Here is a 26329-nt window from a genome sequence, read left to right as displayed (position 1 = left end):
GGCGCTCCACCCCCGGGAGGCCGACATGACCATCACACGCCGAACATTGCTGGGCACCCTCGCCCTTTCCCTGTCCATTCCATTCTCCGCGCAGGCTGAAGACGCCTGGCCGTCGCGCCTGGTGCGGCTGATCTCGCCCTACGGGCCCGGCGGCTCCAACGACATCTCGCTGCGCCTCCTTGCCGAAGAGCTCGGCCGCAGCCTGCACCAGCAGTTCATCGTCGAGAACAAGCCGGGCGCCGGCACGCGCATCGCGAACGATCTCGTCGCGCATGCGCCGGGCGACGGCTACACCTTTCTCTACGTCGCAGCCCCCTACGCCACTGCCGAGGCGCTGTTCGGCAAGCTGACTTACGATCGCAGGGATCTTCAGCCCGTCGCAATGGCGGTGGTCGCGCCGCTGTTCCTGATCATCAGCGCCGATGCGCCGTTCAAGACGCTTCCAGAGCTGATCGCCTACGGCAAGTCGAAGCCTGACGGGCTGACCTTCGCCTCGCCCGGCGCCGGTTCGCAGCCGCATCTCGCCGGCGAGCTGCTGTTCCGCGATGCCGGCGTCAAGGGACTCAATATTCCCTTCCGGGGTGATGCCGCCTCCTACACCGAACTGCTTGCGGGGCGCGTCGATGCCACGCTGACGGCGCTGCCGACCGCGCTGCCCTACATCCAGAGCGGCAAGTTCAGGGTGCTTGGCGTTGCCTCCAGCGAACGCAGCCCGCTCTATCCGCAGGCGCCGACCTTGCGCGAACAGGGCTTTTTGAGCGTGATCGCCGCCGGCTGGTTCGGCGTCATGGCGCCGGCGACGACGCCGCGGCCGATCGTCGACAAGCTGCAGGCCGAAGTCGCGCGCGTGCTTACCGAGCCCGCCGTGAAGGACAGGCTCACCGCGCAGGGCCTGGAGGTGCGCACCGGCACCGCCGCCGAATTCGGCCAGTTCATCGACAACGAGACGCAGAGATGGAGCGTGCTGATCCGCGAGGCCGGATTGAAGGGGGAGTGACGGTACACGCCGTCATTCCGGGGCGCCTTGAAGGGGCGAACCCGGAATCTCGAGATTCTCAGGTGCGCAATTGCGCACCTGAGTTCTCGCTTCGCGAGCCCCGGAATGACAACAATCACCTCTTCATCCCAGCCACATACGCCGCCAGCTTGTCCAGCGTCTGGTAGCCGTATTCGACCGCGCCGAAGCCGATCATGCCGTCGCGCTGCTCCGTGCTCGAGGCCAGTTGCCGCATCATCAGCACCGTCTTGCCGTTGCTCTGCTCGGCAAAGGTGAGGGTGAAGCGGAACATGCCGGGATCATCATCCTGGTCGGTGCCGTGGTCCATCTCCATCAGCGACGGCCGCTCGATACGGCGAAAGCGCATCCGGTTCGGATAGACCGTCCCGTCGGGACCGATCATGTTGAAACGCCAGACGCCGCCGACCCGTACGTCGATCTCGAAGGTCTCGACCTTGAAGCCCTTCGGCCCGAACCATTGCGGCAGGTGCTTCGGGTCGGACCACGCCTCGAACACCAGATCGCGCGGCGCATCGATTACGCGCGACATCACGATCTCGCGGTCGAGCGACCATTGCGACAGGGCAGGATTGGCAGAATTCGTCATCACTCGGAACCTTTCTTCTTGGTTGTACGCGACGGCCGCTTGGCCGCCCTCTCCTTCTTCAGCTTCATCACATAGGCTTCGAACCGGTCGAGCCGCGCCTCCCAGATCGCGCGCTGCTGCTGGAACCAGTCTTCCGCGCCGACGAGCGCGTCCGGGCTGAGCCGGCAGGTCCGCACCCGGCCGGACTTCTCCGACTCGACCAGCCCGCTCACCTCCAGCACGTGGATGTGTTTCATGAAGCTCGGCAGCGCCATGTCGAAGGGGTCGGCGAGCTCGCCGACCGAGGCTTCTCCGGCGCACAGCCGCATCACGATCGCGCGCCGTGTTGGATCGGCGAGCGCTGCGAAGATCTGATCGAGTCGGTTCAATTGGTTAGCCATTGAGCTAACTATAGACCGCAGACCGTGAATGTCAATGATTGTTAGCCGATCGGCTAAGTTAAAATTGATGGCACTGTAGCCCGGATGGAGTGCAGCGCAATCCGGGATATTGCCACAAGCACGACGGCCCCGGATTACGCTTCGCTCCATCCGGGCTACAGGCCCACTACGCGGAACCCACAACGCGCGATCGTGAATTGGGACCTCGCCTCCTCCCCGCTAAAAGAGCGTCGGGGGCGCACAAGCATCAATCATCAGAGCACGTGCCGCCTGTTGCCATCTCATCCCCGATCACCCGGCGAACGCTCGCCCGGGCTGCGCTCATTCCGCTTGCGATCGCGCTTCGCCCGCGCCGTGCATCGGCGGATTCGGACATGATCGCGCAGATGCGCGATATCGTCGCCGCCGAGCTGGCGCCGACCGCAACGCCAGATCATCCGGGCGGCCTCGCCGCCGCGCTCTATGCCGGCCGCCATGTCGAGTTCTTCAACTATGGCTTTGCCGACGGCACCCCACGACGGCCGGTGACATCGGACACGCTGTTCAACCTCGCCTCGCTGCGCAAGCCGTTCGAGGCGACGCTGGTCGCGCTGGGGACGCTTCGCGGTGAGCTGCGGCTCGACGACCGTCTGCAAAAATACCTTCCCGAGCTCGACGGCGACTATATCCGCCGCGTCACCGTCGGCGAGCTCGTCACCCACACCTCGGGCCTGCTGCTGCCGACCGACCATCCGCCCTGGCCGAACGAGCAGTTCACACGTGCGCAGTTCATCGAGATGCTCAACGCCTGGAAACCGCAGGCTGGCGAGCAGCCCGGCAAGCAACGCATCTACAGCCACGCCGGCTACGTGCTGCTCCAGCTCGTGCTCGAGAATTGCTACCGCGCGCCGATCGCACGGCTGTTCGAACAGCGCATCCTCAAACCGCTCGGCATGACCGCGACCTCTCTGCCCGAGCGCGGCGACGACAACCGCGCCGCCATGGACGCGGCCTGGATGCAGCGCGCGGTCCAGGGCTATTCGGATCAGGGCATGGCGATTGGGCCAATCGGCAACCAGCAGAGCTATTTTGACTTTCCCGGCACTGGCCAGATGTTCTCGTCTGCGCGGGATCTTTCGACCTTTGTCGCGGCCTGCCTCGACGGCCGCTCGGTCGACCCGCATTTGCACGAGGCGCTGCGGATGACGCAGCGCGAAGCCTTCCGCGTCGACGGGAAATTCGGGCAAGGCATGGCCTGGGAAACGGTGCATCTTCCCGATGTCACCGTCGTCGACAAGCCGGGCGGCCTCAACAACGCCTCCGGCTATCTCGGCCTCGTGCCGGCGCGGCGGATCGGCATCGTGCTGCTCGCCAATCGCGGCGAATATCCGCACGAGATCGCCCGCTACAAGATTTTGCCGGCGCTGGCGCATCTGGTCGCCGCGCATGGCGGCTGAACCCTCAAAAGCAGAAAGCCCCGGCTGAGCCAGGGCTTTCCACACCAGATCCGGAACGGGATGGGCTCAGTACCTGGCGACGACGGGTCCGCCGAACTTGTAGTTCACGCCGACGCGCACGATGTTCGACGTGAGGTCGACCGAGTGGGTGTAGACGTTGGTCGGGTATCGCGTTCCAAGGTCGGCCAAATTGGTGCTGGTCACCGTGCTGCGCCCGAGATCGACGTAGAGATATTCGGCCTTGAGCGACCAGCCGCCGCCGAAGGCGTATTCGGTACCGACGCCCGCAGTCCAGCCGACCCGCGTATCACGGATCGTGGCCGATTCCGTCGCGGCCGCGAACGTGTCGGTGAAGTTGAAATTGCCCTTCACCTCGGCGATCGCCGCACCGCCCGTGGCGTAGAGCAGCCAGGTCGGAGCCGCGAGGAAGCCGATGCGGCCGCGGATGGTGGCGAGCCAATCCGCCGAGACCGACGAATTGACGGTGAAGCCGGTCGGTGCGCAGCAGGGATAGAGAGCCGAACCGGTCGCGCTGCCCTTGAAGCCGAAATAGTTGATGTCGCCTTCGAGGCCGAGCACCGCGTGGTTGACCTGCCAGTTGTAGCCCGCGGTGAAGCCGCCGGTGACGCTGGAGCTGTTGACGCCCTGGGCGCCGATCGTGTTGATCGCGGGAACGCTGCTGGTGGCGAAATAGCCGGTCGGCGAGTATACCGTCGAGGTGGTGAGGTCGGCGCTGCCCCACTGCCCGCCGACAGTGCCGCCGACGTAGAAGCCGGTCCAGTTATAGGCCGGCGCCATCGCGGGCGCCTTGGTGTATTGCGCGGCAAGGTCAGCGGCCTGCGCGGATGCGGCGCCGAGCACAATCGAAGCGACCGCAAGCAAGAACTTGTTCATTCCAGTCTCCATTCCCCCACGCGCTTGATCTCGCGTTTTCGATGCGCGCAGGCGGGAGCGATCCGGCGCAGATGGGGAATAGGCGGAGCACCGCTCGCGCGTCTCGGCCTGTCGCGCAGTTCGTAGGGACTGTGACGCAATCAGTGACTTATCGCGCAAGTCGTGCGACGAGTGTGACCTCGGCGCCACGCATCGCGCCCGCCGCAGTGACGCGCGATGCAAACCGGCGGCGCGTCACGACAAGGTGCGGGCGAATCCGCGCGCCGTCTCAGACCGAGCGCGTCAGTCCGCCGTCGACTCGGATGTTCTGGCCGGTGATGTAGGCCGCGCCGTCGGACGCCAGGAACGAGATCGTCGCGGCGATCTCCTCGACCTTGCCGTAACGCTGCATCGGCACGCTGTCGCGGCGCGCATCGGTTTGCGGCAGGCTGTCGATCCAGCCCGGCAGCACGTTGTTCATGCGGATGTTGTCGGCGGCATGGGTGTCGGTGAAGATCTTCGTGAACGCGGCGAGCCCGGCGCGGAACACCGCGGAGGTCGGAAACATCGCGCTCGGCTCGAACGCCCAGGCGGTCGAGATGTTGATGATGGCGCCGGCCTTCTGCGCCTGCATCACCGGCATCACCAGCCGGGTCGGACGGATCACGTTGAGCAGATAGGTGTCGAGGCCGGTGTGCCACTGCTCGTCGGTGATCTCCGTGATCGGCGCGCGGGGCCCGTGGCCCGCACTGTTGACGAGCACGTCGATGCGTCCCCATTTGGCAAGTGCGCCATCAACGAGGCGCTTCAGGTCGTCGTTCGACTTGTTGGAGCCGGTGACACCGAGGCCGCCGAGCTCGGCCGCCAGCGCCTCGCCCTTGCCGGAGGACGACAGGATCGCGACGCGAAAGCCGTCCGCCGCCAGCCGCCGCGCGGCGCCCGCTCCCATTCCGCTGCCGCCGGCGGTGACGAGTGCGACCTTCTCTGCTGCCATGACCGTTATCCTTGCGATGGAGTTGAGGCGAGCCGCAGGCCCGGCCTATCATGAGGCCTTCTACCGCCGGACCTGCCGGCAGGTCCACCACCCGAAGGCATCCTTCATGAGCGAATTGCAGATCCGCAACCTGCGCCCGGAGGAGATCTCCCTCGCCATCGACTGGGCCGCGGCGGAAGGCTGGAATCCGGGCCTCTCCGACGCGGCCTGCTTTGCGATTCCGGATGCGCGGGGCTTCTTCGTCGGCGACATCGGCGGCGAGCCGGTCGCGACCGTCTCCTGCGTCAATTACGATGACCGTTTCGCCTTCCTCGGCTTCTACATCGTGCGCGCCGACCTTCGCGGATCCGGCCACGGCCTGCGCATCTGGAACGCGGCGATCGCGCATGCAGGCGGCCGCGTGATCGGGCTCGACGGCGTCGTCGCCCAGCAGGACAACTACAAGAAGTCCGGCTTCCGGCTTGCCTACGCCAACATCCGCTATGGCGGCACCCTCGCCGCGCCACCGGTGCCGCCTACCGGTGTCATCGCGCTCGATTCGATCCCCTTCGCACTGGTTGAAGCGGACGATGCTACGGTCTTCCCGGCCGCACGCGTGGCCTTCCTGCGCGCCTGGATCAACAGACAAGGTCACGTCGGCCGCGCATTGCTGCGCGACGGCAGGCTCGCCGCATGGGGCGTGATCCGCCCGTGCCGGACGGGCAGCAAGATCGGCCCGCTCGTCGCCGACGATCGCGCGGCGGCGGAAACGGTCGCGCAAGCCCTGCTGTCCAGTGCGGGCGGCGGCGAAATCTTCCTCGACGTCCCCGCCGTCAATGGCGAGGCGATCGCACTCGCGGAAGGACTCGGCCTCAAGCCGGTGTTCGAGACGGCGCGAATGTACACGGGGCCGATCCCGCCGCTGCGGATCGACCGCGTCTTCGGCGTGACCAGCTTTGAGCTCGGCTAGCTCAGTAGCAGCGCATGATGTTGACGGTGTGCTCGCCGCCGCCGCGGCCGGGCACCGTCACCTGCTCGGTCGGGCAGCTCGGCACATAGGGCCGGTCGGACGGCACGACGTTCGGCGGGAAGCGATGCGCCCAGTCCCAGGGCACGTCATAGGTGTAGGTGTAGCGCACGTCGTTCGAGAGCGGCGGCTGTCCGGCATCGCCGAAGGGCTGACTGTACGTCGCACCGTCGTAGAAGAACCCGCCTCCGCCCGGCCAGTAGACGAAGGGATTATTGCGACGGTGGAAGCGCGCCCCCGGCGCGATCGACGGACGCGCGGCAGCCGGCGGCACGGCAGCGCCGGCCACGGCCGGTGCGGCACCGCCGGGTCTGGCAAAACTGTCGCTGGGGCTAAGGAGCAGCGCGGCCGCGCTGAGCGAGGCAAATAGCGCCGCAAATGATCTGCCATGTGATCTGGACGTCATGATACGCACCAACTGGTTTGGCTTCGCGATAGCTCCCCACTGCACGCTAGGCCGGGCCGTCCGCCCGCCGCAAACGTATTATTAATTATTGGTTAAGGCACGGGATTAACGGGGAACCCGGTGCGGCAAGACGCCCTCGATGTCCGGCGATTTCAGCCGCTCCGTTCCCCGGAACGCCCTTCATAACCAGTTGATCGGAGTTGATCGCACCCGCCGGATACAATCCGGAACGCCCCCTTGCCGCGGTCGTTGGCCCCGACAAGAAAGCAAGGAGCATCTTCAATGCAGAACACGTCAAAACTCCTCTGCCTGATCACGGCATCGCTCGTCGCGGGCACGACGGCTGCCTCGGCACAAGGCTACGACAGGAACGGGTCGCGGGCCGGCTGGGACCGCACCGCCCCCACCTACGAACCCGTTCAACCGCGCGCGTACTACCCGGACGCCGGCGGGCCGTATGGCGCACTCAATGGCACCAACCATCCGACACCGAGCTCGACCCAGGGCGATGTCGGCCCTGACGGCAACAACAACGGCACGCTGACCGGCCATTATCGCTGGTAGCCTCGCCTGCAACAAGGCCCGTCGTCCTCGCGGGGCGACGGGCTTTTTGCGTGTCAATGCTCCTGCAGCTGCTTGCGCAGCCACTCGAGCATATCAGGCGAAGCGCCGGTGCCCTGGGTCACGATGGCGGTGTTTCCGCCGCTGCGGCGATAGACCGTGGTGCGCCCGGGCTCCTTCTCGATCCTGACCTCGGCCTGCGCCGGATCGCCACTTTGCGTGATGACCGAGGTTCCGTTCTCGTCCTGCACCACCGTCGTGTGACCGTCGGCAGCACCCGCCGGCGCCGCTGCGATCACGCTCATGAGTCCTATTCCGGATGCGAGTAGCAGCAATCTCATGTCACACCTCCATCATCGGCCGAACTGGAAGATCGCCAGCCAGTTGAAACGTCCGAACTGCCTCACCGCTCCCGTGTTCATGTCGCCGATCTGAAGCAGGAGCGCATTGGTGGAATTGCCGACCTGGGTGATGTCGGCGATGTTGCTGAGGCCGGACTGACCGACCGCTACGTTGGTGGTGCCGCCGACCTGGATCACATTGGCATAGTTGCGCGTGCCGTTCTGGATGATGGTCGCATCCACCGTTCCCGTCCCGCCGAACTGGATCACCCGGGCGATATTGATCTGGCTGTTCTCCTCGATCGTGACGGGCTGAAAGTCGTTGCCGAATTGCACGACCGTATCGATTCTGACGTTCCGGTCCGTCACGCTGCGCAGGACGGATGCGGCCGGCGCCGGCGTCGCCGTGCCGATCGCAGCCAGCAGCACCGCAGCAGTCACAACCCGCTTCAACACGTCTCTGCCACACCGCATCGCGCTTCCCCGTCGGTTCCCGCGATTACGGACGGGTCTGAACGATGGTCGAGTTGTTGACCGCGCTGAATTGCATCACAGCGCCTGAATTCATCGCGCCGAGCTGCGACACCAGGCTGGTCGCCGACTGGCCGGCCTGGCCGACGAAGGCGAGATTGATCGTTCCGGTCTGGCCGACCGATGCCGAATTCGTCCCGCCGAATTGCAGCACGCCGGTGGCATTGTTGGTGCCGTTCTGGGTCACTGTCGCGCTGGTGCTGCCGCCGATCATGAACACGCCCGCCATGTTGAGCTGACTGTTCTGGTTCAGCACCACCGGCGGTCCGCCGACCGACACGATGGTCTTGATGTCGGCGGTCTGGGCGCCGGCTGATCCGGCGCCGACCGAGCACAGAGCGAGCATCACGGCGCCCGCGCTTCGCAAAGGATGTTTCATGACATGCCTCATCACTTCGAGATTGCTCACGGCGTCTGCTGCAGAATCGTCGAGCCGTTGAGGATTCCGAGCTGCCCGACGCCGGCCGTGTTGTTGGCGCCGATCTGGCCGATCAGGCTTGAATTGGAGCCGCCCACCTGGCCGGCCAGCGCGGTATTGGACGCCGTCGGGGTGGTGCCGCCCTGCCCGATCACCGAGGTGTTGACGGTCAGGAGCGAGCCCGTCTGCAAGGTGGTCGCCGTATTGGTCGCGCCGAACTGCAGCGTCGTGGCGCTGTTGCTGGTCGATCCGCTCTGCGAGATGAATGAGTTGTTGGTCGTGCCGAACTGCAGCACGCTCGCCGAGTTGCCGGCCTGTGCATCGACGGCAGTGAGCGCACCGAGCGCCGCGACCATCGCAACGAGATAGGTGATCCGCATGTCATGTCCTCCAGAGTGGCCCGGACGCACCGCAATCGGGTGCGCCCGGCCGAACGATACGTGGCTCAGTGCGCCGTCTGCGAGACGGTGCTGCCGTTGACGCCGAACACGCTGAGCTGGCCGACGGCGGCGGCGTTGTTCTGCAGCGCGGGAGGCCCGAACGAGTTCTGGGTGATCGAGCTGCCGTTGTTGCCGAACGCAACCTGGCCGGTGGTCGCCGAGTTCTGCACGCCGATCTGGTTGACCGTGCTGGCGTTGTTGAGCGAGGCCGCGCTGGTCCCCTGCATCGTGGTCGCACTGTTCACGATGCCGAGCTGGCTGGTCGAGGAAGTATCATTGGTGAGACCCTGCTGCGAGACGCTCGAACCGTTCACAACGCCGACCTGCACTGTGGTCGCGGTGTTGGCGGCCTGCGCCGCGGAGGACAGGGCGAGCACGGCAACGGAAGCAAAAAACAATTTACGCATGGAGTATTCCTTTCTGGCCAAGTTGTCTGACTGGGTGGGGATGCCGGTCCTGAATGCGACTGACATCGTGGGAATACTCTGAACCGGTCGCGTGCCGCGCGACAGACTGCAGTTCATGCTAGTCGGTACGGACTAGACGATGCGCGGCGTCCGCTCGAAAGCCCACACGATGCGCGGCTAGCCCGCACCGGCGCGCGGCGCCTCGGCTCCGCGTCCCATGCTGTCGATCAATCGCACCACCTCGATCGGCGAGCGCAGCTCGAGCTTTCGCATCATCCGGGCGCGATGGACTTTCGCCGTCACCTCGCTCACGCCAAGCCTTGCCGCGATCTGCTTGGCGACGAGCCCCTCGGCCATCAGCATCATGATCTCGCGCTCGCGGCTCGTCAGCATCTCGACGCGCTGCCGGGCGTCGCGGACCGCGTCCTCGCGCTCCATCCGCCTGCGGTCGCGCTCGATGCCGTGCCTGATCGCATCGAGGATCTCCTGCTCGCGAAACGGCTTCGGCAGAAACTCGACCGCGCCGCGTTTCATCGCCTCGACCGAAACACGGACGTCGGAGTAGCCGCTGATGAAGACGATCGGAATGAACACGCCCTTCTCGAGGAGTCGGCGCTGCAGTTCGAGACCGGTCGGCGATGTCCCGGGAAAGCGGACGTCGAGCACGAGGCACGACGGCCCCTCAGAGAGACTCTCGGCGAGGAACTCGTCGGTCGACGCGAACAACTTCACCTTGTGCCCGGTCTCCTCACAGAGACTTCCAATCGCATTTCGAATCTGGACTTCGTCATCAACGACATAAACCGTGGCTTGACCTGAATTCATTGCAACAAACTCCCCGGCTTGGGGCTCGATGGGCGAGCAGCGAGCCGTCCATTCTTCTTGCAAGCGATAACAAGGTGCTTGGATGAATTCGCGGGAATCGAACAATCGGCGTCCGTCCGCCGGTTCGACGTCTTAGGGCCAATGCTCGCCGGAAGCGAGTGAAGGCGTTCACACATCGGGCTTCGTGATTGCATGGAATTTCGCGGCGGCACAGGCGGCATCGCGGCGAGGCGCGTTATCGCTGACGTGACGATCCGGTATCGTGGCCGCAGCGTCGCCGACTGCGTCATGGCATTGCTACCCATGGACCAGCTGAACGCCGGCGACCAGCGATTTTGCCGGATCATACGGGACGTTCAGTCAGCTTATCGAGTTCGATACCGCGCGCAGCATATCGATACGACGGGTATGCACTTCCGGCAAATCACGAAACGTCGCAGCCGCGGACTTTACTTCTGGATCGTGCTGCACACCCGACCGTCGCCCCGGCAAGGACGACATACTGTCGTTCGATACTACCTTAGATGATTTGCAACTATAGCGCGTTGCCGCTTTTTCCCGACCGCCAACGAAACCATTTCAACCAGGGCGGGTTTTGATATGCGATTTGTGCCAGCAATTGCCTTGCTCGGAACTGCATGCGGCCTCGCCGCGATCTACGCCGCAGGGCCGACCGTCATCGCCGGCGCCGCCGGCAGCGCGGCAGACAAAGCGACTCACGCCTATGACCAGACCAGGCGGCTGCTTGCGCCCGCCGCCCGCGAGCCGTCGACCTTCGGGTCGGATGCGCCCGTATTCCGCTATGCCGCGATCCAGCGCGGCAGCATCGAGCAGACCGTCACGGTCACCGGCGCCCTGCAGCCGGTCAAGACCATCGAAGTGGGTTCCCAGCTCTCCGGGCAGCTCGCCCGCGTCTATGTCGACTTCAACGACACCGTCGCCAAGGACCAGCCGCTGGCGCTGATCGATCCACGCAGCTTCGCGGCCAAGGTCGACGAAGCCAGGGCTTCGCTCGCGGTCGCCAATTCCCTGGTCGACATCGCGCGCGCCAAGCTCGACCGCGCCAGGATCGATCTGCAGAACGCCAAGGGCAGCCGCGACGTGCTCGCCGCCAAGCTCGAGAGCGCCCAGGCGGTCAAGACCTCGGCGCAGAAGACCCTGCAGCGCAAGCTGGCGCTGCAGTCGCAGAACGTGGTCGCAACGACGACGGTCGACGATGCCCAGACCGAGTTCACCGCGCGTCTGGCCCAGGAGCGCGAGGCGGAGGTCCTGATGTCTCTCAACTCCTACTCGGTGGACGGGGCGCAGGCCGATGTCCGCCGCATCGAGGCCGAGCTGCAGCAGGCCCGCATGGCGGTGCCGGAGAAGGCGGCCGTGCTCGCCGCGGCCCAGGCCGACCTCGACCGCACCGTGATCCGCTCGCCGATCGACGGCGTCGTCGTCGGCAGGTTCGTCAACGAGGGCCAGACGCTCGCGGTGGGCCTGGAGTCGCGCACCACCTTCGTGGTCGCCCACCGTCTCGAAGACATGGAGATTCATGCGCAGGTCGATGAAGCCGATATCGGCCGCATCGCGCCTGGCCAACGCGCCCATTTCACGGTCGATGCCTATCCCGACCGCCGCTTCGAGGCCGTGGTGCGGCAGGTGCGCAAGGCGCCGCAGACCCAGCAGCACGTCGTCACCTACACCGTCGTGCTGGCGACCTCCAATCTCGACGGGGCGCTGCTGCCCGGCATGACTGCGCTCGTGAAGATCGTGATCGAGCGGCAGGACGACGTGCTGAAGGTGCCGCTCGCAGCGCTGCGTTTCCAGCCGTCCGGCACGCGGCCGGACTCAGCCAGCGCGCATAGCGGCGTGTGGGTGCGCACCGCCAGCGGCTCGCTCCAGCGCGTCGCGGTGACGGTCGGCGCGGCCGGCACCGAGCAGGTCGCGCTCAAGAGCGGCGACCTCGTCGAGGGCAGCCAGGTCGCCGTCGGCCAGGCGATCCGGCCGGCCGGCATGGAGTTCCTCGGAATCAGGTTCGGATCATGACCGCCCTGCCCCTCATCAGTCTTCGCTCCGTGTCCAGGACCTATCGGACCGACGGAGTAGCAGTGACCGCGGTACGCAACGTCAGCTTCGACATTGCACAGGGCGAGATCGTCGCCGTGATGGGACCGTCGGGCTCGGGCAAGTCGACCCTGATGAACATGATCGGGCTGCTCGACCTGCCGAGCGAGGGCGCGGTCCATCTCGAGGGAGCCAATGTCGCCGAGCTCTCGGAAGACCGGCGATCGTCGCTGCGCGCCCGCAGCATCGGCTTCGTGTTCCAGTCGTACAACCTGCTCGCGCGCCACAATGCGATCGAGAACGTCGCACTGCCGCTGGTCTATTGCGGCGTCAGTCGCAAGGAACGCTTGGCTCGCGCCGAGCAGACCCTCCAGGCCGTCGGCATGCTGCACCGGGCCCATCACTTCCCGCGGCAGCTCTCCGGCGGCGAGCAGCAGCGCGTCGCGATCGCGCGCGCGCTGATCGCCTCCCCGCTGATCGTGCTCGCCGACGAGCCGACCGGCGCGCTCGACAGCCGGACCGGCGCCGAGATCCTGGCGCTGTTCGCAGCCCTCAACCGCACCGGCCAGACCATCGTGATGATCACACACGATCCCGGCATCGCGACGCAGTGCCGGCGCACGATCCGCCTGCATGACGGCGAACTCGTGAGTGACGAGACGGTCGCGGAGCTGCTGCCGAGACGGAGCGCTGCGTCATGACGATGCTCCAGGGGTTTCAGATCGCCCTGCACGCGCTGCGCCTCAATCCGCTGCGCAGCTTCCTCACCATGCTCGGCATCGTGATCGGCGTCGCCTCCATCGTGACCGTGTTCGCGATCGGCTCCGGCGCGCAGCTGCGCCTGCAGGAGCAGATCCGCTCGATCGGCGCCAATGTGCTGATGATCACACCGGGTGCGGTCTATCAGGGCGGCGTGCGCCTCAAGGACGGCAGCAAGCTGACGATGACCGAGGGCGACGTGCAGGCCATCCTCGAGCAGATCCCGGAAATCCAGGCCGCCGCCGGCTCGCTCGCTGGAACGGCGCAGGTCATCCACGAGGGCAAGAACTGGAACACCACGATCAACGGCACGACCACCGGCCATTTCATGGTGCGCGACTGGCAGCTTGCCTCCGGTCGCTATTTTTCCGGCGCGGAAGAGTCGGGCGCCGGCAAGGTCGTGATCCTCGGCAGCACGGTCGCGCGCGAGCTGTTCGCAGCCGGCGACGACCCCATTGGCGCGCAGATCAGGATCATGAAGGTGCCGCTCGAAGTGGTCGGCGTGCTCGATCGCAAGGGCCCGGCGCAGGACGACGTCGCCTTCGTGCCGCTCAGCACGGCCAAGCTGCGCTTCCTCGGCAGCGCGAGCAACATCAACCGGGATTCGGTCGCCTACATCATCGCCAAGGTGGCCGCGGACGGTCAGATGGCGGGCGCGCGGGCGGAGATCGAAAGCCTGCTGCGGCAGCGCCACCGCGTCCCCGCCGGCCAGGAGGACGACTTCAAGGTCCAGGATCCGGCCGCCGCCATGGAAGCGCAGCAGGGCGCGATCCGCACCGTGGCGCTTCTGCTCGTCGCCATCGCCTCGGTCTCGCTGCTCGTCGGCGGCATCAGCATCATGAACGTGATGATCGTGTCCGTCACCGAGCGCACGCGGGAGATCGGAATCCGCCGCGCGCTCGGCGGACGGATGCGGGACATCCGACTGCAGTTTCTCTGCGAAGCCCTGGTGCTCTGCCTGCTCGGCGGCGCCATCGGCGTTGCCGGCGGCATCACGCTCTCGATGACGGTCGCCCGCATGGCCGGATGGGTCACTTCGATCGACAGCGAGGCGATCGGCCTTGCCCTCGCCTTCTCGATCGCGACCGGTCTCATCTTCGGGTTCTATCCCGCCCACAAGGCATCGAGGCTCAGCCCGATCGAGGCGCTGAAGACGGAGTGAGACGATGCCGGGGGCGGCCACATCAACGCGACAACCAGGGAGGAGCCAGTCATGAGCGCGGATCCGAAGGATTCGATCACACCGACACCCCGCGAGCGTGAGTTGATGATGTTGATCGCCCGGGGGCTACAGAACAAGAACATCGCCTACGAGCTCAAGATCTCGGAGAACACGGTGCGGGCGCATATCGGCAACATCATGCGCAAATACCGGCTCCAGAACCGGACCCAGATCGCGATCATCTATGCGCTCAAGACGGTGCCGCTGTCGCTGCGGCGCGATCTCACCAGGAACCGGACCGGCCCGGCAACGGTGAAGCCGGCACAGGCGCTGGCGCCGGATCCGCGGGTGCCGACCGCGCCGGACTAACCACAATCCCTTGCGCAGCCCGGCGGGCAAAACACCCAAGCCCGGGGTCAAGAGCGCGGCATCGAAATAATTCTCTTTATTAGAATTCGGATTTTTGTTAGACATTTCCTACTCCGGCCCAAGGAAGAGGGGCGCATCGCGATCGTCACGACACGCGGGCCGGGCGGCGGTGGACGCTCATCGCATCGGCGCGATCGGCTTTGCAGGGCGGGCAACCGTGAGCGAAGTCGTCGCGCCAACGACAGGTGTGATCAGCGTACGGCAAAATCGTGTGGTCCTGACGCCCGGGGTCTGTGCGTCAAGTCTTGCGGTGATGTGAGCGGCCGACCGGGCCCGCACATCAGTCATCCGCACGGCGACGGGGGCAATAGTGCATCGCTCCCCGGGGAGATCACGACATAAGCCGTAAAACCACTGCGCAGGGAAGGCCGGATGTTTGGCTTCACCTGTATGCCGCTGTGCAAATTCTTTGTTGCCACCCTTCGCACAGTGGACCGTGGGTGCCCGGCCGGCACTCGGTCTTCCCTGCGCCCTCTTTCATTGGGGGAGCCAAGCAAAGCTCGGGCGGAAAATGCCGCGAGGACGCGAAGGTGTGTCTGCGAATGGCAATGCGAATTGAAAGAGCGAGGCCGTCACCACACACTTCGTCATTGCAGGAGCCCTTGCGACGAAGCAATCCAGAGTCCTTCCGCGGAAAGATTCTGGATTGCTTCGCTACGCTCGCAATGACGGCGTTGCGGCAAGTGAGCAACAAAACTTCGCTCGCGTGCCCCGGACGCAGCGCAGCGCCTCTTCGGCGGTGCGCTGCAGAGCCGGGGCCCATGCATCAGCGCATTCGCGGCTCTCTGGGTCCCGGCTCTGCGCAGCAACGCCAAGGGCGTTGCAGCGCGTCCGGGACACGAGCCTACGCTATCCCCCTCCCCAGCCCTCTTGCCCGACAACAGGCCCTTGTAACAAAACCGTCATACAGCAAAACTAAACGATTGCCGGGGGCCGCGGTCGGCGGCCATGCCGCCTCACGCCAGGAGACTTCCATGCGCCGTTCACTGCTGTTGCTGTCCGCCGGACTGACAGTGCTGTCCACCGGACTCGCGTCCGCCCAGAACAATACCCCCCGCAACCTGATCCTGTTCATTCCGGACGGTCTGCGCGCGCTGAAGGTCACCCCTGAAACGGCCCCCGCGATGGCCGAGCTTCGCGACAAGGGCGTCAACTTCAAGAATCCGCACTCGCTGTTCCCGACCTTCACCATGGCCAACGGCTCGGCGATGTCGACCGGCCATTATCTCGGCGATACCGGCGTGTTCTCCAACACGATCTGGACCAATTACACCTCGGTCCCGGCCGGTGACACCGTGGTCCCCTTCATCGAGAACGACGCCGTGCTCGGTGACATCGACGAGCATTTCAAGGGCGACTATCTCAACGAAGAGACCATTTTGAAGATGGCCCGCGACAAGGGCCTCAGCACCGCGGCGATCGGCAAGGTCGGTCCGACCTACCAGTTCGACCACACCGACAAGCCCGAGAAGCCGGGTCTGCATTCGGTCGTGTTCGACGATTCCACCGGCGGCAAGAACAGCGTGGCGCTGTCGGACGAGGTGAAGGCGGCGCTGACCAAGGCGGGCCTCCCCCTCGCCACCCCGCCGCGCGGCGACAATTCCAAGGCCGGCGATGCCAAGACGCCGGGCACCACGGTCGCCAACGTCGCGCAGCAGGCCTATTTCGCCGACGTCGCCGCCAAGGTGGTGCTGCCGATGTTCAAGGCGCGCAACAAGCCGTTCGTGCTGGTGTTCTGGTCGCGCGACCCCGACGGCAGCCAGCACAATACCGGCGACAGCCTCAACCAGATCCTGCCCGGCATCAATGGGCCGACCTCGATGGCCGGCATCAAGAACGCCGACACCAACCTCGCCCAGCTCCGCAAGGCGCTCGACGAGCTCGGCCTCGCCGCCTCGACCAACATCATCGTCTCGGCCGACCACGGCTTCTCGACCATCTCCAAGGAAAGCAAGACCAGCCCCTCGGCCAAGGTCAGCTATGACGACACGCCGAAGGACTTTTTGCCGATGGGCTTCCTGGCGCTCGATCTGGCCAAGGCGCTCGATCTGCCGCTGTTCGACCCCAACGACAAGAATGCGAAGATCGAGGGCAACAAGCATCCCAAGGCCGGCAACGGCGTGCTCGGCAAGGATCCGGAAAAGCCCGACCTCGTCGTCGCCACCAATGGCGGCTCGGACCTGATCTATCTGCCGAACAAGGACAAGAAGCTGGCGGCGAAAACCATCAAGGCCTTGCTCGAGCAGGACTACGTCTCCGGCCTGTTCGTCGAGGACTCGCTCGGCCGCTTCCCCGGCACGCTGCCGCTGTCGAGCATCAACCTGCGCGGCAAGTCGGCGACCCCGACGCCGTCCATCGTGGTCAACTTCCGCTCCTATGCCAGCGAGTGCGGCGAGGCGCCGACCAACTGCTCGGTGCAGGTCGCCGACACTGTGCTGCGTCAGGGCCAGGGCATGCATGGCAGCTTCAGCCGCGGCGACACCATGAACTTCATGGCCGCCATCGGTCCGGACTTCAAAGCCGGCTTCGTCGACGAGCTGCCGGTCAGCAATGCCGACGTCGGGATGACGGCCGCGCAGCTGATGGGCCTGCGCGCCGCGCAGAACGGCGGCCTGGTCGGCCGCGTGATGTCGGAGGCCCTGCCCAACGGCATCGTGCCGAAGGCGTACAAGGCGGTTGAGAAATCCAAGATGTCCGAGAACGGCCTTCAGACCGTGCTGAACGTCCAGCGCGTCGGCAGCCAGCGTTATTTCGATGCCGCCGGCTTCCCGGGCCGCACGCTTGGCCTCGAGCCGGATGCCGGCAAACAAAAAACGGCGGGGAAATAACCCCGCCGCTTGCGCTCGCGCCCCGCAAGGGGCGCGAGAATATCTCGGTTCTTACATACCGATGTCGAACACGTTCGGCAATTGGCCCGCCAGAGGCAGCGCGGTGGCGCCGAGGAACGTCGCCACCATCGCCATCAGGCGACGGTTGTTCTGGCGCTTGCCGCGCATCTGGCCGGCGATCCACTCCAGCATTTCGCTGTTGACCTTGGAGGCGTAGGACGGCGCCCAGCTCTCGATGTCGGTATCGGCCGACAGCGCGACGCTGCGCGGCGGCACCTTCAGACCCGAGGCGCTTGCGGCATAATGGGCAACGGCCTTGGCGAGCAAATCGTCGAAGCGGCCGCCATCGGTGCGCTCGGTCGCGGCCTCGTTGATCTCGAACAGGACTTCGGCCTCGGTGCGGCTGACCGGCTGGTCGTTGACGGCGGTCGCGGTCAGGATACGGGCGCACCAGGCGGTGTCATCAGCATCGAGCGAGCGGGAAAAATGCACCCGGCCCTTGGTGGTCGGGCCTTCGCCCGTGATCACGCCATCGCGTACGATGGAGAGTGCGTGGACCGCGGTATCGCGGCAGGACGGTTCGAGGGACGGCGACTCAACTGACTTCTCAGCGGACTTAGGCGCAGCGGCAGACATAGTTCACTTCCAGATTTCTACTGATCGGCCAGCATTTTCATGCGGGCGTAAAGGGGTGGTTAATGATTCGATACGGGGATCGCGACTTTTCTCAATGGTTGCCGATTAGTCGCTACGAGGACCATTTCGGTTCCGGAGAGCGTCGGGCGAGCGTGATGCGTGTCATAAAAGGCTTAATCGCGGCAATCGGGACCGGTGGAGATGTTTCGCCGCAGGTGCCGCTGTAACAGAAAAGTGCTAGGAGATCGGCTCTTCAGAGAAGGAATTCACATTTTACTTCAAGCGGTTCAGTCAGCGTTCACTTAGCCTCGCCAAGCCCCTATACTGACGGCGACGGCCAGAGACAAATTCTCAAGTAAATTCAATATGATGAGGTAGAACCATGACACTTCCGATCGGCACCACCGCCCCCGACTTCGAAGCCGAGACCACCGAAGGGAAGATCAAGTTCCACGACTGGATCGGCAACAGCTGGGCCCTCCTGTTTTCGCACCCCAAGGACTTCACCCCGGTTTGCACGACCGAACTCGGCGCGCTCGCCAAGCTGAAGCCGGAATTCGACAAGCGCGGCGTCAAGCTGATCGGCCTCTCGGTCGATCCGATCGATCGCCACGCCAAATGGGCCGAGGATATCAAGGAGACGCAGGGCGCTGCTCCCAACTATCCCCTGATCGGCGACACCGACTTCAACGTCTCGAAGCTTTACGAGATGCTGCCGGCCTCGACCTCGGGCGATCCCCTCACGCGCACCCCGGCCGACAACCAGACCGTCCGCAACGTCTTCATCATCGGACCGGACAAGAAGATCAAGCTGGTGCTGGTCTATCCGATGACCACGGGCCGGAACTTCCAGGAGATCCTGCGCGTCATCGACTCGCTCCAGCTCACCGCCAAGCACCGCGTTGCGACCCCGGCCGACTGGACGCAGGGCGAGGACGTCATCATCGCGGGCTCGGTCTCGAACGACGAGGCCAAGACGATCTATCCGCAGGGCTGGAAGGAGCCGAAGCCCTACATCCGCATCGTGCCGCAGCCGAAGTGACTTTTGGCGGTTGCGCCTAGCAACCGCAAAAAGTCATCCCGGGATGGTCCAAAGGACCAGACCCGGGATCTCGAGATTCCGGGCTCGGTGCTTCGCACCGCCCCGGAATGACTGCGTTGAGTCTCTACGCCGCGTGCACGCGGTCGAGGAAGCTGTCGACCTCGGCCTTCAGATGCAGGCTCTCGCCCGACAGCGCCTGGGCGGAGGCGAACATCCGGCTCGACGTCTCGCCGGTCTCGCTCGCGCCCTTGGCGGCGTGACGGACATTGACCGCGACATCGGCGGTGCCTGACGCCGCGGCGCGAACGCTGGCCGCGATGTTGTGGGTGGCGCTCCTCTGCTGCTCGACCGCGGCCGAGATCGAGCCGGCGATGCTGCTGATGCGCTCGATGGTCTGGCCGATCCCCTTGACGGCGGTAACCGACTCCTCGGTCGCAAGCTGCATGCTGGCGATCTGGTTCGAGATCTCCTCGGTCGCCTTCGCGGTCTGGCCGGCGAGCGTCTTGACCTCCTGAGCCACGACCGCAAAGCCGCGGCCGGCATCGCCGGCGCGAGCGGCCTCGATGGTGGCGTTCAACGCCAGCAGATTGGTCTGCTCGGCGATGGAGGTGATCAGCTTGACCACGTCACCGATCCGCGAGCCCGCCTCGGAGAGCTGCGCAATGCGCTGGTCGGTGGCCTCGGCCTGCCGCACCGCTTCGGCGGAGATTTGGTTGGATTCCTGCACACGACGGGTGATCTCGGAGATCGACTGGGACAATTCGTCGGAGGCTGCAGCCGCCGAGCGGACATGTTCGGAGGCGTCCTCGGAGGCCCCGGCCGACCGCGCCGACAGATCCGCGGTGGAGCGCGCGGTGTCGGTGAGCTGCCGTGCCGCCCGCTCGAACTCGCTGGATGAGCTCAGCACCTTGTCGAGGATGCCGCCGACGCTGCCGCGGAACTCCTCGACGAAATTGCGCAGCTCCGCCTTGCGCTGCTCCGCCGCGGCGGCCGTGGCCGCCGTCTGCTCGCTGCGCAGGCGCGCCCGTTCCAGCGAATTGCTCCTGAACACCGCGACCGTACGGGCGATCTCGCCGATCTCGTCGGCGCGGTCCTCGCAATCGATCTCGACGTCGCTCTGGCCGTTGGCGAGCGCCGTCAGCGAGCGCGTCACCGAGGTGAGCGGCCGGGTGACGCGGCGGACGATCAGCAGCGTGAGGACCAGCACCAGCAGCGCGGCGAGCCCGGCCGCGGCGGCCATGCTCGAGATCGCCTGGGTCAGCATGCTCTCGAACTGGGCCATCGGGATGCCGACGTAAAGGATGCCGGAGACCTTGCCGGCCGCGTCGACGACCGGGAAATAGGCGGTCATGAACGACTTGCCGAACAGGACGGCCGGACCCTTATAGGCCTCGCCGCGGCGCAAGCCGGCCTGCGCCGGATGATCGGCGGCAAGCTGGGTCCCGACGGCGCGGTCGCCATTCTCCTTCTTCACGTTGGTCGAGCGTCGCACGAACTGCCCGCTCGCATCGTCGAACACGAACAGGGTCGCGTTGCCGCCGACATAGGACACCGCACGATCGACGATCGCATGGTCCTTGAACTCGGGCATCCTTGGCACCTCGGCGCGGACGACCGCACCATCCCTCACCGTGATCTTCACGTCCGGAGCGGTTTCGGCGAAGGCCAGCGCCAAGGTGCGCAGATTGACCTCGATGTCGCGCAGCGCGCGATCATTGAAAGCGGACGTGAGCGACCAATAGCCGGCGCCGACCACGAGCGCCGTGTTGACGGCGATCAGCAGCACGGCAGACAGGACTGCCTTGGTGCCGAGCTTGAACTGCGGCAGGAACCTTGCCGTCGAAAGGTTGGACATGGATGGAATGACCCCCGTAATTCCTGCATAATCGTGCAATCGGCTTACGGCAGCATTAACGACGGTTCACACCGCCGCGAGCGGCATGCTTTCCAAATCGTAAACGAGGCCCCGCCTGACCACGCCAAGCGCGCCGCCCGTCATCGTCTGGTTTCGCGATGACCTCCGCCTGCCCGACCACCCCGCCCTCCACGCCGCCGCGAAATCCGGCGCGCCGGTGATCTGCCTCTACGTCCTCGACGACATGGTCGGGCGAGCGCCGGGCGCCGCGGCGCGCTGGTGGCTGGCGCAATCGCTGCGGGCGCTCGGCGCCGAGATCGCCGCGCGTGGAGGGTCGCTGATCCTGCGCAAGGGACCAGCGGCCAGGGAGATCCCCGATCTGGCGCGCGAGAGCGGCGCCCGCGCCGTTTACTGGAACGGGATCGCGCAGGCGCCGCATCAGGCGGTTGAGCGGCAGCTCGAAGCTGCGCTTTCAAAGCTCGGCGTGGACTCGCAAATCTTCCCCGGCGACTTGCTCGTCCCGCCCTCGGCGATCCGCAACAAGGACGGCCGCGGCCTGCGCATATTCACGCCGTTCTGGCGGCGGGTGTTATTGCTCGGCGATCCGCCAAAGCCCCTGCCCGCGCCGAAGGAGCTGCGTCCGAGTCTGAAGATCGCCAGCGACAGGCTGGAGAGCTGGACGCTCGAACCGAGCAAGCCCGATTGGGCCGGCGGCCTGCGCGAGACATGGACGCCGGGCGAGGCCTCGGCCCGCACGCGCCTGCGCGATTTCCTCAAGCACACCGCCCGCAGTTATGCCGGCGACCGCGACCGCCCGGACCGAATGGGCACCTCAGGCCTCTCGCCGCATCTGCGGTTCGGCGAGCTCAGCCCGCGCCAAGTCTGGCACACCGCGCGGTTCGCTGCGGCCGAGAATCCGGCGCTCGGGCCCGGTGTCGAAAAATTCCTGAGCGAACTCGGCTGGCGCGAATTCTGCCGGCACCTCCTCCACGACCATCCCGACCTCGCCACCGAAAACCTGCAAACGAATTTCGACGACTTCCCCTGGAAGGCCGACAAGAAAGCGCTCACCGCTTGGCGGCGCGGGGCCACCGGCTACCCCATCGTCGATGCCGGCCTGCGCGAGCTCTGGCACACCGGCGTGATGCACAACCGGGTGCGCATGGTGGTCGCCTCGTTCCTGGTCAAGCACCTCTTGATCGACTGGCGCGATGGCGAGTCCTGGTTCTGGGACACGCTGGTCGATGCGGATGCCGGCAGCAATCCCGCCAACTGGCAGTGGGTCGCCGGCTGCGGCGCCGACGCCGCGCCCTATTTCCGCGTGTTCAATCCGCAGCTGCAGGGCGAGAAGTTCGATCCTGACGGAGCCTATGTCCGGCGCTGGGTGCCGGAGCTGAAGGACCTGCCGGCGAAGCTGATCCACCAGCCCTGGCAGGCGACGCCGATCGAGCTGGCCAGCACCGGCATCACGCTCGGCAAGACCTATCCGCAGCCAATCGTCGATCATGCGAGAGGACGCGAGCGCGCGCTCGCTGCCTACGCAAAGATCCGCAAAGGTTGAGCGTTGCTTTGACACAATTGTGAATCCAGCTATCGTCATCGCTCCATACAAACCGTGGGGGACGATATGGACGACGAGAAGCCGATCGCCGAACAGGCGATGGAGACGATGACCACAGCCGTGGAAGCAACCAACGACGCCGCAATCACCGCTGCCAAGCCGGTGAAGAAAGCCGCCAAGAAGGTCGCAAAGAAAGTAGCACCGAAGAAGGCCAAGAGGGCGAAGAAGTCTTCGAAGAAGGCTGCGAAGAAGTCGTCGAAGAAAGCCGCCAAGAAGACCGCGAAGAAAGCGGTGAAGAAATCCGCGAAGAAGGCCATCAAGAAGAAAAAGAAGGCCAAGAAGTCGAAGCGCTGATCGCGGCGCGAGACGCATGTCTCCGGGTGCGGGCGCGCCCGGAGACGGCTCCTGCGATACCCTACCCTCACTTTTTGGCGGCGAGCCGGCCCGGGTGATGCTTGCCTTGCGGATCGCGGAATTCGCTGCGATGACCGCGCCGGTCCTCGCTATTGAAGCGCCGCCGCTTCGCCGGCGAGCCGAACGCCTTGATCACCTTCCTGCCGTTGACCTTCTTGATGACGTAGCCGCCCTCGGTCATCGAGAACGGCTCCTTCAGCGTCCCCTTGTGGTCGAACCTGGTGCCGCGCGGATGCTTGAACGGTTCGAACCAGGACGGGTAGACGAAGTTCGACATCTCGAAGCGGCCGACGCGGAAGGAGTCCTCCTCAACGGCGTCGCAGACCTCATAGGCGTATTGCGTGTTCGGGTTCTTGTCGGCCCAGAGATTGGCCATCGGGTCGAGCACCATCTCGAACAGCTCATGCGAGGCCGCGACGCTGAGCGGCTCATCGCCCAATGCCTTGACGAAGATCTTCGAGATCGGCTGGCCGCGATGGGTCAGCTCGTGTCGCCCGAGCATGTTCTTGTGCGAGGCGTCGTCGAAATAGACCAGCTGCCAGTCGGTCGGCCTCGGCTTCCGGGTAACGTAAAGGTCGACAGGATAGCCCCACACCGGCAGGAAATGCTTGTCGTAGCATTTTTGCAGTGCCGCGGTGAGCTCGGCCATTTTGCGGCCGCTGATCGACTCCTCCGCGTAGTTGATGCAGGCAATCCGGACCGGCTTCAGGGACCGGCCAAGCAGCGCACGTCTCGCCTTCTTCATGGAAATCACCTGTGAAAGGGAAAGCTGAAATGTGCTCAGCCTAACACGGACGCGGCCCGCACGTCAGGGATGTATTCCGCCGTACCGGCCCATCTGCCTAGAACCGCCGGTTGACCACGAACACCGCAGCTGCGCACATCGCCATGCCGGCAATCGCCAGTGCATCGAGCTTTTCATCGAACAGCAGATAGGCCATCAGCGCGGTCACCGCGGGCACGAGGTAGAACAGGCTCGCCACCGACGTCGCCGCAGCGTGGCGGATCAGCCAGTACAGCAGCCCGATCGATCCGATCGAGAGTGCGACCGCGAGCCAGGCCAGCGCGAGCACGAACTCCCGCGTCCAGTGCACGACGCGGTCCTCGAACAGGAAGGCGCCGATCGCGAAGAAGATGGTGACGGAAACGTACTGCACGAGATTGCCAGCGCGCCAATCGATGTGATTGCAATAGCGGCGCTGGTAGAGCGTGCCGAGCGTGATGGAGATCAGCGACACCACCGAGGCGAGCCAGCCGAGCCCTGCTTCTCCGGTCATCGGGCGGTTGTGCAGGATCATCACCACGCCGCCGAGACCGAGCATGAGGCCGGCCCATTGCACCGGCGTCACCTTCTCGCCGAGCCAGCGGTTGGCGATGGTCGAGGTCAGGATCGGCTGAAGGCCCGGAATCAGCGCGGAGAGCCCGGCCGGAATCGAATGCGCGATCGCGATCGCGGTACCGCCGAGATAGAAGCCATGGACGAGGATGCCGGCGACTGCGCTGTGGGCGATGCCAATCCGGTCAGGCCATTTCGGGCGGGCAATCGCGACGATGAGCGCCATCAGGCCGACCACGATCGCCATGCGGATGGCGAGATAGGTCAAGGGATCGGCATTGTTGACGACGTATTTGGTGCCGATGAATCCGGTGCTCCAGAGCAGCACGAACAGGATCGGCGCGGCGCGGGCGGTCAGGGCTTCTTGATTATGGTTCATTGCCGCCCTCATTGCCCCATGGGGGCCTATGCGGCAATGCGAATTTCTTGATCGGCGATGCTGCGCTGCGACGGACGGCGGCTAGCTCAGCCGCTCACCATTCTTCCGGACAGGGATCGATGATCTTCCAGAGCTCGACACCGTTCTTGATCTTCTTCATGTCGGTGGTGAGCCCGCCATTGCGGCGGATCCAGTCCTTCACCGTGTCGGGGTAGTAGGACATCAGGTCGGACGTCCCTTCCGTGCTGGTGACCTTGATGCCGAAGGTGAAGGCCTTGTCGTAGTAGGCCTGGTGGAAACCGAGGCTGGCGCGCGGGGTCACGCAGATCTTGTTCATCGGCACCATGCCAAGCACGAGCGTGCAGGCCGAGTTGCAGATGCCGTCGATGATGACGCGCTCGCCCTTTTCGCGGACGCGCTTGTACTTGGCCTTGTACTCCTCGACATAGCCGCCATGGTCGCGGGTAATGTGCAGTTCGGCCCGCGCCGGCGTCGTGGCGGCGAAGCAGAACAACAGCAGGCTCAGAAGCGTGATGCGCATGACGAGGTGACGGTGAAAACCTTGCGGGGACGGGCCGGCCTCAAAGAGCACCCCAGGCGACCGGCAGGAATCTCTAACCGAACTCTTCTTGGTCATACTTGTGTGGGGAATTCGTTAAGCATCCCGAAAAGGCCAAAAATGGGCAGAGTTCGACCGCACTTCCGGCAATTCTGTCACACCCACCCGGGAATCGGCGGGATTAGCCCCTGATTCCGGCCGCTTGACGGGTGCCCTCGCGGCCCGAAATGGCTATAACGGCTGAGCTATTTGCGCGGGTTCCGGAGAATCGAGATGAGCAAGTTGAAGCTTGTAGCCGCAGTTGCTGCCCTGTCAGCCGCAATCCTGGCCCCTGGCCTTGCGGAAGCAAATGGACATCACCGGTATCACCGCTCCTACGTCAACCCGCTACCCTACCCGATCAGCTATCTGCACAATTACGGCCCGGGCCTCACCCCCGGCACCTTCGCCTATTACGACGGTCCCGCAACCAACCACTGCTACCAGAGCTCGGCCGCCTATATCGGCCAGGACCGCCGCCGGCACCCCTGCTACTGAGGGGCGCCAGCGCGTCCGCTGCGGGCGTCCTTATTTCGCGGCGCCCGACCGCAGCAACTGCTTCTCGATCTCATAGACCGGCAGCTTGACGAGGTCCTTGCCGACCTCGCCCTGAAGCGCCTTGCGCACGACGTCGGAATAGTCGGCGCGGATCATGCCGAGCGCACGCGGCGAGGCCACCATGGTCAGGGCCGAAGTCTCGCCTGAGCTGACTGCGGCGTCGAGCCGGCCGGCAAGGCTGCGCAGGAAGGCGCGCTCGGCCTCGTCGTGCCAATCGGTCTGCTCGACTGAGCTGCGTGCGCCGCCGGCTGTGCCATGCAGCCGGCCCGGCGCATCGCTTCCTTGTGCGCTGGTCGAGGGATTGGGCTGCTCGTGCACCTCCCTGGTGTGGAGGTTCGGAAACATCTCGTCGCCGAGGTTTTCCAGAATGAGCGCCTTGCGCCCGTCGCAAACGATCAGCCAGTCACCCTTGTCGATTCTCATCTTGTCCATTGCACAGCTCCAAACAAACGGTGGGCTCCGGGCCGATGCGAACCGCCGGACGCGCTTCGCATTCCGCGA

At 65.1% G+C, this 26329-nt stretch carries 30 protein-coding genes; 13 read left to right on the top strand and 17 right to left on the bottom strand.

The genetic code is table 11. The features are described 5' to 3' along the window. The first annotated feature begins 25 nt into the window (after nt 1-25). On the top strand, nt 26-997 hold the full coding sequence (locus N2603_RS18820; RefSeq protein ID WP_260389924.1) for a Bug family tripartite tricarboxylate transporter substrate binding protein: 972 nt from the start codon (nt 26-28) through the stop codon (nt 995-997). Nucleotides 998-1112: 115 nt separating this feature from the next. Here N2603_RS18820 and N2603_RS18815 read toward each other — a convergent pair whose 3' ends face one another. Then, complete coding sequence (locus N2603_RS18815; protein WP_260389923.1) at nt 1113-1604, bottom strand: SRPBCC family protein; 492 nt, start codon at nt 1602-1604, stop codon at nt 1113-1115. Then, entirely contained in the window at nt 1604-1984 is a 381-nt protein-coding gene (locus N2603_RS18810) for an ArsR/SmtB family transcription factor (protein WP_026312686.1), read from the bottom strand. Before N2603_RS18810 ends, N2603_RS18815 begins: the two co-directional genes overlap by 1 nt. A 374-nt stretch (nt 1985-2358) precedes the next feature. Between N2603_RS18810 and N2603_RS18805 the strand changes: the two genes are divergently transcribed. Beyond that, nucleotides 2359-3420, top strand: coding sequence for a serine hydrolase (locus N2603_RS18805; protein ID WP_260389922.1), 1062 nt, complete (start codon nt 2359-2361; stop codon nt 3418-3420). A 66-nt stretch (nt 3421-3486) separates the two neighbouring features. Here the strand turns inward: N2603_RS18805 and N2603_RS18800 are convergent, their stop codons facing one another. Further along, a complete protein-coding gene (locus N2603_RS18800) occupies nt 3487-4314 on the bottom strand; it encodes an outer membrane protein (RefSeq protein WP_260389921.1) in 828 nt (275 codons plus the stop codon). Between the two features lie 268 nt (nt 4315-4582). Next, complete coding sequence (locus N2603_RS18795) at nt 4583-5287, bottom strand: SDR family oxidoreductase (protein ID WP_260389920.1); 705 nt, start codon at nt 5285-5287, stop codon at nt 4583-4585. Between the two features lie 106 nt (nt 5288-5393). Here N2603_RS18795 and N2603_RS18790 point away from each other — a divergent pair, with 106 nt between their 5' ends. Then, on the top strand, nt 5394-6236 hold the full coding sequence (locus tag N2603_RS18790; protein WP_260424218.1) for a GNAT family N-acetyltransferase: 843 nt from the start codon (nt 5394-5396) through the stop codon (nt 6234-6236). A gap of 1 nt (nt 6237) precedes the next feature. Here N2603_RS18790 and N2603_RS18785 read toward each other — a convergent pair whose 3' ends face one another. Further along, a complete protein-coding gene (locus N2603_RS18785; RefSeq protein WP_018647335.1) occupies nt 6238-6699 on the bottom strand; it encodes a hypothetical protein in 462 nt (153 codons plus the stop codon). A 282-nt stretch (nt 6700-6981) separates the two neighbouring features. On the opposite strand from N2603_RS18785, the gene N2603_RS18780 reads away from it, so the two are divergent. Beyond that, a complete protein-coding gene (locus N2603_RS18780) occupies nt 6982-7263 on the top strand; it encodes a hypothetical protein (RefSeq protein ID WP_260389919.1) in 282 nt (93 codons plus the stop codon). A gap of 53 nt (nt 7264-7316) precedes the next feature. On the opposite strand, the gene N2603_RS18775 is transcribed toward N2603_RS18780, so the two are convergent. From N2603_RS18775 to N2603_RS18750, 6 genes are all read right to left on the bottom strand, one after another. Next, a complete protein-coding gene (locus tag N2603_RS18775) occupies nt 7317-7601 on the bottom strand; it encodes a hypothetical protein (RefSeq protein ID WP_183245116.1) in 285 nt (94 codons plus the stop codon). Nucleotides 7602-7613: 12 nt separating this feature from the next. Next, nucleotides 7614-8057 (bottom strand): curlin, encoded by a 444-nt coding sequence (locus tag N2603_RS18770; RefSeq protein WP_260389918.1) that lies wholly within the window; start codon nt 8055-8057, stop codon nt 7614-7616. Nucleotides 8058-8100: 43 nt separating this feature from the next. After that, complete coding sequence (locus N2603_RS18765; protein WP_035667951.1) at nt 8101-8511, bottom strand: curlin; 411 nt, start codon at nt 8509-8511, stop codon at nt 8101-8103. Nucleotides 8512-8537: 26 nt separating this feature from the next. Further along, a complete protein-coding gene (locus N2603_RS18760; protein ID WP_260389917.1) occupies nt 8538-8930 on the bottom strand; it encodes a curlin in 393 nt (130 codons plus the stop codon). Between the two features lie 65 nt (nt 8931-8995). Then, the gene (locus N2603_RS18755; RefSeq protein ID WP_026312681.1) at nt 8996-9397 is read right to left on the bottom strand and encodes a hypothetical protein; all 402 of its coding nucleotides are present in this window, start codon (nt 9395-9397) and stop codon (nt 8996-8998) included. Nucleotides 9398-9574: 177 nt separating this feature from the next. Next, complete coding sequence (locus tag N2603_RS18750; RefSeq protein ID WP_260389916.1) at nt 9575-10222, bottom strand: response regulator transcription factor; 648 nt, start codon at nt 10220-10222, stop codon at nt 9575-9577. A gap of 600 nt (nt 10223-10822) precedes the next feature. Between N2603_RS18750 and N2603_RS18745 the strand changes: the two genes are divergently transcribed. From N2603_RS18745 to N2603_RS18725, 5 genes are all read left to right on the top strand, one after another. After that, on the top strand, nt 10823-12253 hold the full coding sequence (locus tag N2603_RS18745) for an efflux RND transporter periplasmic adaptor subunit (protein WP_311741471.1): 1431 nt from the start codon (nt 10823-10825) through the stop codon (nt 12251-12253). Then, a complete protein-coding gene (locus tag N2603_RS18740) occupies nt 12250-12972 on the top strand; it encodes an ABC transporter ATP-binding protein (protein ID WP_018647327.1) in 723 nt (240 codons plus the stop codon). Before N2603_RS18745 ends, N2603_RS18740 begins: the two co-directional genes overlap by 4 nt. Next, nucleotides 12969-14192, top strand: coding sequence for an ABC transporter permease (locus N2603_RS18735; RefSeq protein WP_018647326.1), 1224 nt, complete (start codon nt 12969-12971; stop codon nt 14190-14192). Before N2603_RS18740 ends, N2603_RS18735 begins: the two co-directional genes overlap by 4 nt. Nucleotides 14193-14243: 51 nt before the next feature. Further along, nucleotides 14244-14561 (top strand): response regulator transcription factor, encoded by a 318-nt coding sequence (locus tag N2603_RS18730; RefSeq protein WP_260389914.1) that lies wholly within the window; start codon nt 14244-14246, stop codon nt 14559-14561. Nucleotides 14562-15595: 1034 nt separating this feature from the next. After that, nucleotides 15596-17449 (top strand): alkaline phosphatase family protein, encoded by a 1854-nt coding sequence (locus N2603_RS18725; protein WP_145831356.1) that lies wholly within the window; start codon nt 15596-15598, stop codon nt 17447-17449. 51 nt (nt 17450-17500) lie between these two features. Here the strand turns inward: N2603_RS18725 and N2603_RS18720 are convergent, their stop codons facing one another. Continuing rightward, entirely contained in the window at nt 17501-18085 is a 585-nt protein-coding gene (locus tag N2603_RS18720) for a hypothetical protein (protein ID WP_020608101.1), read from the bottom strand. 382 nt (nt 18086-18467) lie between these two features. On the opposite strand from N2603_RS18720, the gene N2603_RS18715 reads away from it, so the two are divergent. Continuing rightward, complete coding sequence (locus N2603_RS18715) at nt 18468-19127, top strand: peroxiredoxin (RefSeq protein ID WP_018647322.1); 660 nt, start codon at nt 18468-18470, stop codon at nt 19125-19127. A gap of 124 nt (nt 19128-19251) precedes the next feature. On the opposite strand, the gene N2603_RS18710 is transcribed toward N2603_RS18715, so the two are convergent. Further along, nucleotides 19252-20982 (bottom strand): methyl-accepting chemotaxis protein, encoded by a 1731-nt coding sequence (locus N2603_RS18710; RefSeq protein WP_260389913.1) that lies wholly within the window; start codon nt 20980-20982, stop codon nt 19252-19254. 169 nt (nt 20983-21151) lie between these two features. Between N2603_RS18710 and N2603_RS18705 the strand changes: the two genes are divergently transcribed. Next, a complete protein-coding gene (locus N2603_RS18705) occupies nt 21152-22543 on the top strand; it encodes a cryptochrome/photolyase family protein (protein ID WP_260424217.1) in 1392 nt (463 codons plus the stop codon). 66 nt (nt 22544-22609) lie between these two features. Beyond that, nucleotides 22610-22897 carry a histone gene (locus N2603_RS18700; RefSeq protein ID WP_260389912.1) on the top strand — a complete coding sequence of 96 codons (288 nt, stop codon included), beginning with the start codon at nt 22610-22612 and terminating at the stop codon, nt 22895-22897. A 67-nt stretch (nt 22898-22964) separates the two neighbouring features. Here the strand turns inward: N2603_RS18700 and N2603_RS18695 are convergent, their stop codons facing one another. The 3 genes from N2603_RS18695 to N2603_RS18685 form a co-directional block, all read right to left on the bottom strand. Beyond that, entirely contained in the window at nt 22965-23702 is a 738-nt protein-coding gene (locus tag N2603_RS18695) for a hypothetical protein (protein WP_018647318.1), read from the bottom strand. 97 nt (nt 23703-23799) lie between these two features. Beyond that, nucleotides 23800-24672: a DMT family transporter gene (locus N2603_RS18690; protein WP_260389911.1), complete on the bottom strand. Its 873-nt coding sequence runs from the start codon at nt 24670-24672 to the stop codon at nt 23800-23802. A 94-nt stretch (nt 24673-24766) separates the two neighbouring features. After that, the gene (locus tag N2603_RS18685; protein ID WP_260389910.1) at nt 24767-25213 is read right to left on the bottom strand and encodes a hypothetical protein; all 447 of its coding nucleotides are present in this window, start codon (nt 25211-25213) and stop codon (nt 24767-24769) included. A 291-nt stretch (nt 25214-25504) separates the two neighbouring features. Here N2603_RS18685 and N2603_RS18680 point away from each other — a divergent pair, with 291 nt between their 5' ends. After that, on the top strand, nt 25505-25768 hold the full coding sequence (locus N2603_RS18680) for a hypothetical protein (RefSeq protein ID WP_018647315.1): 264 nt from the start codon (nt 25505-25507) through the stop codon (nt 25766-25768). Nucleotides 25769-25798: 30 nt separating this feature from the next. Here N2603_RS18680 and N2603_RS18675 read toward each other — a convergent pair whose 3' ends face one another. Continuing rightward, complete coding sequence (locus N2603_RS18675; protein WP_260389909.1) at nt 25799-26260, bottom strand: host attachment protein; 462 nt, start codon at nt 26258-26260, stop codon at nt 25799-25801. Nucleotides 26261-26329: the final 69 nt, after the last annotated feature.

Source organism: Bradyrhizobium huanghuaihaiense (genome assembly GCF_025200885.1).
GTDB classification, from domain to species: Bacteria; Pseudomonadota; Alphaproteobacteria; order Rhizobiales; family Xanthobacteraceae; genus Bradyrhizobium; species Bradyrhizobium huanghuaihaiense.
This window is presented reverse-complemented; position numbering and strand designations above follow the sequence as displayed.

Coding starts and splice junctions, on each gene's coding strand:
- N2603_RS18820 (WP_260389924.1), top strand. CDS start 26: ATGACCATCACACGCCGAACATTGCTGGGCACCCTCGCCCTTTCCCTG.
- N2603_RS18815 (WP_260389923.1), bottom strand. CDS start 1,604: ATGACGAATTCTGCCAATCCTGCCCTGTCGCAATGGTCGCTCGACCGC.
- N2603_RS18810 (WP_026312686.1), bottom strand. CDS start 1,984: ATGGCTAACCAATTGAACCGACTCGATCAGATCTTCGCAGCGCTCGCC.
- N2603_RS18805 (WP_260389922.1), top strand. CDS start 2,359: ATGATCGCGCAGATGCGCGATATCGTCGCCGCCGAGCTGGCGCCGACC.
- N2603_RS18800 (WP_260389921.1), bottom strand. CDS start 4,314: ATGAACAAGTTCTTGCTTGCGGTCGCTTCGATTGTGCTCGGCGCCGCA.
- N2603_RS18795 (WP_260389920.1), bottom strand. CDS start 5,287: ATGGCAGCAGAGAAGGTCGCACTCGTCACCGCCGGCGGCAGCGGAATG.
- N2603_RS18790 (WP_260424218.1), top strand. CDS start 5,394: ATGAGCGAATTGCAGATCCGCAACCTGCGCCCGGAGGAGATCTCCCTC.
- N2603_RS18785 (WP_018647335.1), bottom strand. CDS start 6,699: ATGACGTCCAGATCACATGGCAGATCATTTGCGGCGCTATTTGCCTCG.
- N2603_RS18780 (WP_260389919.1), top strand. CDS start 6,982: ATGCAGAACACGTCAAAACTCCTCTGCCTGATCACGGCATCGCTCGTC.
- N2603_RS18775 (WP_183245116.1), bottom strand. CDS start 7,601: ATGAGATTGCTGCTACTCGCATCCGGAATAGGACTCATGAGCGTGATC.
- N2603_RS18765 (WP_035667951.1), bottom strand. CDS start 8,511: ATGAAACATCCTTTGCGAAGCGCGGGCGCCGTGATGCTCGCTCTGTGC.
- N2603_RS18760 (WP_260389917.1), bottom strand. CDS start 8,930: ATGCGGATCACCTATCTCGTTGCGATGGTCGCGGCGCTCGGTGCGCTC.
- N2603_RS18755 (WP_026312681.1), bottom strand. CDS start 9,397: ATGCGTAAATTGTTTTTTGCTTCCGTTGCCGTGCTCGCCCTGTCCTCC.
- N2603_RS18750 (WP_260389916.1), bottom strand. CDS start 10,222: ATGAATTCAGGTCAAGCCACGGTTTATGTCGTTGATGACGAAGTCCAG.
- N2603_RS18745 (WP_311741471.1), top strand. CDS start 10,823: ATGCGATTTGTGCCAGCAATTGCCTTGCTCGGAACTGCATGCGGCCTC.
- N2603_RS18740 (WP_018647327.1), top strand. CDS start 12,250: ATGACCGCCCTGCCCCTCATCAGTCTTCGCTCCGTGTCCAGGACCTAT.
- N2603_RS18735 (WP_018647326.1), top strand. CDS start 12,969: ATGACGATGCTCCAGGGGTTTCAGATCGCCCTGCACGCGCTGCGCCTC.
- N2603_RS18730 (WP_260389914.1), top strand. CDS start 14,244: ATGAGCGCGGATCCGAAGGATTCGATCACACCGACACCCCGCGAGCGT.
- N2603_RS18725 (WP_145831356.1), top strand. CDS start 15,596: ATGCGCCGTTCACTGCTGTTGCTGTCCGCCGGACTGACAGTGCTGTCC.
- N2603_RS18720 (WP_020608101.1), bottom strand. CDS start 18,085: ATGTCTGCCGCTGCGCCTAAGTCCGCTGAGAAGTCAGTTGAGTCGCCG.
- N2603_RS18715 (WP_018647322.1), top strand. CDS start 18,468: ATGACACTTCCGATCGGCACCACCGCCCCCGACTTCGAAGCCGAGACC.
- N2603_RS18710 (WP_260389913.1), bottom strand. CDS start 20,982: ATGTCCAACCTTTCGACGGCAAGGTTCCTGCCGCAGTTCAAGCTCGGC.
- N2603_RS18700 (WP_260389912.1), top strand. CDS start 22,610: ATGGACGACGAGAAGCCGATCGCCGAACAGGCGATGGAGACGATGACC.
- N2603_RS18695 (WP_018647318.1), bottom strand. CDS start 23,702: ATGAAGAAGGCGAGACGTGCGCTGCTTGGCCGGTCCCTGAAGCCGGTC.
- N2603_RS18690 (WP_260389911.1), bottom strand. CDS start 24,672: ATGAACCATAATCAAGAAGCCCTGACCGCCCGCGCCGCGCCGATCCTG.
- N2603_RS18685 (WP_260389910.1), bottom strand. CDS start 25,213: ATGCGCATCACGCTTCTGAGCCTGCTGTTGTTCTGCTTCGCCGCCACG.
- N2603_RS18680 (WP_018647315.1), top strand. CDS start 25,505: ATGAGCAAGTTGAAGCTTGTAGCCGCAGTTGCTGCCCTGTCAGCCGCA.
- N2603_RS18675 (WP_260389909.1), bottom strand. CDS start 26,260: ATGGACAAGATGAGAATCGACAAGGGTGACTGGCTGATCGTTTGCGAC.